5 protein-coding genes are annotated in these 5203 nt (G+C 67.7%); 4 read left to right on the forward strand and 1 reads right to left on the reverse strand.

Annotated features, from left to right (window positions below; translation table 11 throughout):
* Window positions 1–31: 31 nt before the first annotated feature.
* Window positions 32–211, reverse strand: coding sequence for a helix-turn-helix domain-containing protein (locus ACXJLU_RS32650; protein WP_457337891.1), 180 nt, complete (start codon window positions 209–211; stop codon window positions 32–34).
* Window positions 212–809: 598 nt separating this feature from the next.
* Here ACXJLU_RS32650 and ACXJLU_RS32655 point away from each other — a divergent pair.
* From ACXJLU_RS32655 to ACXJLU_RS32670, 4 genes are all read left to right on the forward strand, one after another.
* A complete protein-coding gene (locus tag ACXJLU_RS32655; protein ID WP_457337892.1) occupies window positions 810–1262 on the forward strand; it encodes a cache domain-containing protein in 453 nt (150 codons plus the stop codon).
* A 37-nt stretch (window positions 1263–1299) separates the two neighbouring features.
* The gene (locus ACXJLU_RS32660) at window positions 1300–2847 is read left to right on the forward strand and encodes a methyl-accepting chemotaxis protein (RefSeq protein ID WP_457337893.1); all 1548 of its coding nucleotides are present in this window, start codon (window positions 1300–1302) and stop codon (window positions 2845–2847) included.
* On the forward strand, window positions 2844–4661 hold the full coding sequence (locus tag ACXJLU_RS32665) for a methyl-accepting chemotaxis protein (RefSeq protein WP_457337894.1): 1818 nt from the start codon (window positions 2844–2846) through the stop codon (window positions 4659–4661). Before ACXJLU_RS32660 ends, ACXJLU_RS32665 begins: the two co-directional genes overlap by 4 nt.
* A gap of 105 nt (window positions 4662–4766) precedes the next feature.
* Window positions 4767–5203, forward strand: a 437-nt coding sequence (locus ACXJLU_RS32670; RefSeq protein WP_457337895.1) for a chemotaxis protein CheW, incomplete at its 3' end; no start/stop codon positions are given.

Raw genomic sequence — 5203 nt, forward strand, 5'->3', positions numbered from 1 at the left:
TCGCGGGCGGCCCATGACGCATTGCTCCTCCTCAGCCCATGACGCATTGCTCCTCCTCACGCTGGAAGCCGTTGCGCCGCAGTTCGCGGGTGATGGTGCTGGCAGCTCGTTGCAGCGTCCTGGCAATGGCTCGTGCGCTGCTGCCCTGGGAACTCAGCGCCATGATCACGCCTCGGTCCTCGGCGCTCAATTGTTCGTAGGTTCTTGTCATGCAACGGCTCTCAGGGGGCTGGAGTGTTGCACTTCACCTTTGAAACCGCCAACCAAAGCAAAGGCGCCTCAACCCGAACACCATACGGTTCGTTCTGTCCCGCTGCGGACAACACTGCCACGCCGTTGGCAATCCAACCTTGATTGGGATTGTTGAACCGTAGCCCCGGCGCCGACGCGAAGCGAGGCGCGTGGGCTCGGGAGGACAACAATCCCAATCAAGGGACGAGGTGCAGCCGAAGCGGCAGTGTTGTCCGCAGCGGGGCAGAACGAACCGTATGGTTTTGCATTCAAGCGCCTTTGCTTTGGTTACTTTTATTTGGCAAGGCAAATGAAAGTGACTCGCCCGCCGGGGCGAGACCCGGCAATGCCACGCAGTGAACAAAAGCCCCCGCAGAGGTGAGCCCCCCTCGGGAAGAGATGCACCGGCAAGCCCCCTCTTTTGCTGGGACAAGCAAGTCGCGCCAGCTCACAGAATTGCGATGGCCCGGTACAGCCGGACCGCCTGCGTGCCGATAACGGCACAAGCGCACCCGCCTCGCCCGCAGGTGCAGTTCTGCCACCGCGCCCGCGAGCGCCCCGTCCGACGAGGTTTTCCCATGTCCAAGCACCTGTTCCTGTGCGCCCTGCTGAGCGCCGCCACGCTGCCCGCCTTCGCCAAGGACGGCAACGCCACCGCCGACGAAGCGTCCGCGATGGTCAAGAAAGGCGTCGCCTTCATCAAGGCCAGCGGCAAGGACAAGGCCTACGCCGAGATCAACAACAAGGCCGGCCAGTTCACCGACCGCGACCTCTACCTGGTCGTCTACGGCCTCGACGGCGTCGTGCGCGCCCACGGTGCGAACGAAAAAATGATCGGCAAGAACCTGCTCGAGCTGAAGGACGTCGACGGCAAGCCCTTCGTCAAGGAACGCGTCGAGCTCGCCCAGTCCAAGGGCACGTTCTGGCAGGACTACAAGTTCACCAACCCGGTCAGCAAGAAGATCGAGCCGAAGCGCGCCTATTGCGAACGGCTGGACGACGTGGCCGTCTGCGGCGGCATCTACAAGTAAACCGCCCGCCCCGCACGCCACCGCCGGAAAGGCCGCCATGAAACTCGGACTCAAGTTGCTCGCCGCCCCCGTGCTGACCGCCGTCGTGGTGTTCTCGATGGCCTCGGTCAACACCGCGCTGATGAGCACCGAAGCCGCGAAGAACAGCGAGGACTTCCGCAGCGACCTCGAATCCTTCCGCACCATCACCAGCGTGCAGGATCAGCTCGGCCAGATCCACGCCGGCGTCTACCGCACGGTCGCGCTGATCGGGTCGCTGGACGAGCCGAAGATCAAGGCCACCCGCGACTCGCTGGCCAACCAGCTGACCGGCCTGAAGCGCACCCTCGGCGGGCTCGCCGACGCCGACCGCAGCGACCCCGACCTGGCCGCCGAAATCAAGGCCGCCAGCGCGCAGATCGACAAGTACCGCGGCCAGGCCGATTCGGCGATCGACCTGTCCTCGGTCGACCCGAACACCGGCATCGCCGCGATGCAGGGCGCCGACGAAACCTTCGGCGCGCTTGCCAAGGGCATGGGCGGGATGGTCGCCCGCATGGACCGGCAGTCGTCCGAATCGATGGACGCCTCGGCCGCACGCTCGCGCCGCACCAGCCTGCTGCTGGGCGCGCTCGGGCTGCTGGCCGCCGCCGCCACGGTCGGCGTCGCCTGGTGGATGCAGCGCCGCATCGTCGGCGAACTGAGCCGCGCCGCCCGCGTCGCCGACCAGGTCGCCGGCGGCAACCTGGCGATCGACGCGCGCAGCGATCGCACCGACGAGCTCGGCGACCTGATGCGCGCCCTCGACCGCATGACGCAGCAGCTCAGCCGCTCGCTCGCGACGGTGCTCGAATCGTCGTCGTCGATCGAGAACGCCAGCGCCGAGATCGCGACCGGCAACCAGGACCTGAGCCACCGCACCGAACAGGCGGCGAGCAACCTGCAACAGACCGCCTCGTCGATGGAGCAGCTGACCGGCACCGTCAAGCAAAGCGCCGACGCGGCCCGCCAGGCCAACCAGCTGGCTTCTTCGGCGGCCGAGGTCGCCGCACGCGGCGGCTCGGTGGTCTCGCAGGTCGTCACGACGATGGACGAGATCAACGCCAGCTCGCGCAAGATCGGCGACATCATCGGCGTGATCGACGGCATCGCGTTCCAGACCAACATCCTCGCGCTGAATGCCGCGGTCGAAGCGGCACGCGCCGGCGAACAGGGCCGCGGCTTCGCGGTCGTCGCGAGCGAAGTGCGCAGCCTCGCGCAGCGCAGCGCTCAAGCCGCCAAGGAGATCAAGGGCCTGATCGGCGCCAGCGTCGAGCGCGTCGAAGCCGGCTCGCGGCAGGTCGCCGATGCCGGCCAGACCATGCAGGAGATCGTCGGCTCGGTCCAGCGCGTGACCGACATCATCAGCGAGATCACCGCCGCCGCCGCCGAGCAGAGCGAAGGCATCGGCCAGGTGAACGGATCCGTCACCCAGCTCGACCAGATGACGCAGCAGAACGCGGCACTGGTGGAGGAGTCCGCAGCCGCCGCGGAGAGCCTGAAAGACCAGGCCGCACGGCTGCGCAGCATCGTCAACAACTTCCAGCTCGCCGGAGAGCGTCCATGAACTTCACCCACCTGATGCGTCAATTCACGATCCGCACCCGCATGATCGGCGCGATCGCCATCGTGCTCGCCCTGCTCGCGCTGGTCGGCGGTGCCGGCCTGACCGGGCTGCTGCGCATGCAGAGCCAGACCACGGCCTTCATGAGCAGCTCGTTCGCCGACAGCAACACGCTGGCCTCGCTGCGCACCTCGCTGGGCGAGATGCGCCTCGCCGAGAAGGAAATGATCGTCAACTACGAGAAGGCCGAGGAAGTCACGCGCTTCAGCGGTCAGTGGACGGCGGCGCGCGAGCGCGTGGTCGCCCAGCTGAAGAAGCTGCAAGAAGGCACGCCCGACGACAGCACGGCACTCGCCAAGCGCATGGAGACCGAACTCGGCACCTACGCGACCGCGATGGGTCCGGTGATCAAGCAGCTGGAGAACAGCGGCTACGACTCGGCCACGGTCGCCAACCGGGTGATGGGCCGCGCGAAGGAAGCCATCGGCGCTGCCGAGAAGACCGTCGGCGACCTGCAGAAGGCGCTGGGCACCGAAGGCGCGCAGGCCGAGGCCGCGCGCCAGACGATGACGCGCCAGACCATCACGCTGTTCGCGGTGGCGCTGGGCATCGCGATCCTGATCGTCGTGCCGGCCACGCTGATCAACATGCAGAGCATCTGCCGCCCGATGACCGAGGCGCAGGCGCTGGCCGCGTCGATCGCACGCGGCGACCTGACCAACCAGATCACGCTGAGCGGCCGCGACGAATCGACGCAGCTGATGCAGGCCTTGTCGAACATGCAGGATTCGCTGCGCACGCTGGTCGGCCAGGTGCGCAACTCGACCGACAGCATCTCGACCGCCAGCGCCGAGATCGCGACCGGCAACCAGGACCTGAGCGCCCGCACCGAGCAGACCGCGTCGAACCTGCAGCAGGCAGCCTCGTCGATGGAGCAACTGACGGGCACCGTCAAGCAGAGCGCCGACTCGGCCCGCCAGGCGAATCAGCTGGCCTCGTCGGCGGCGGAAGTCGCGGCCCGCGGCGGCTCGGTGGTCTCGCAGGTCGTCACGACGATGGACGAGATCAATGCGTCGTCGAAGAAGATCAGCGACATCATCGGCGTGATCGATGGCATCGCGTTCCAGACCAACATCCTGGCGCTGAATGCCGCGGTCGAAGCGGCGCGTGCCGGTGAACAAGGCCGCGGCTTCGCGGTGGTCGCCGGCGAGGTGCGCAGCCTGGCCCAGCGCAGCGCGCAGGCGGCCAAGGAGATCAAGGCGCTGATCGGCGCCTCGGTCGAGAAGGTCGACTCCGGCTCGCGCCTGGTGGCCGACGCCGGCAAGACGATGCAGGAGATCGTCGGCTCGGTGCAGCGCGTCAGCGACATCATCGGCGAGATCACCGCGGCGTCGTCCGAGCAGAGCGACGGCATCGGCCAGGTCAATCAATCCGTGACCCAGCTCGACCAGATGACGCAGCAGAACGCCGCGCTGGTCGAGGAATCGGCGGCCGCCGCCGAGAGCCTGCGCGACCAGGCGCAGCGCCTCGCGTCGGTGATTGCAACCTTTCGGCTCGATGCGCACGGCGTGACGGCAGCGCCCGCACCGGCCGCCAACAAGTTCACGCCGAAGCCGGTCGCGACGGCGAAGCCGGTGGCCGCGAAGGCCAGCCCGGCCAAGCCCGCGTCGTCACCGGCCGCCGCCGCCAAGCCCGCCCCGGCCGTGACGAAAGTCGCGGTGGCAGTCTCGGCCGCAGCCCCGCGCCCCGCGCCCGCCCCGGCCGCCGGCCCGGCGTTCGCTGCCACCGCCCCCAACGACGACTGGGAAACCTTCTGAGCCGACGAACAGTGCCCACCGGGGCGCGCTGATCCCCCCTTCAGTTCGCCCCGCCCCCGCCGATAGTGACGGCAACACCGTCTTCCGCACCTGACAGGACACCCCATGGACATGATCCACGAAGCTTCCCATGTGGCCCGGCATGAAGCCGCCCGCGCGGCCACCGCCAGCCAGTCCGGCGGCGAGTTCCTCACCTTCCGCCTCGGTGCCGAGGAATACGGCATCGACATCCTGAAGGTCCAGGAGATCCGCTCCTACGAGGCCCCCACCCGCATCGCCAATGCCCCCGCCTTCATCAAGGGCGTGGTCAACCTGCGTGGCGTGATCGTTCCGATCGTCGACCTGCGCCTGAAGCTCGGTTGCGATTCGAACGACTACAACAGCTTCACCGTCGTCATCGTGCTGAACGTGCGCGGCCGCGTCGTCGGTGCCGTCGTCGACTCCGTCAGCGACGTGCTCGAACTCTCGCGCGATTCGATCAAGCCGGCCCCCGAGATGGCTTCCGCCGTCGACACCAGCTTCATCACCGGCATCTCCAGCGT

It is taken from the genome of Rhizobacter sp. P5_C2 (assembly GCF_054049715.1).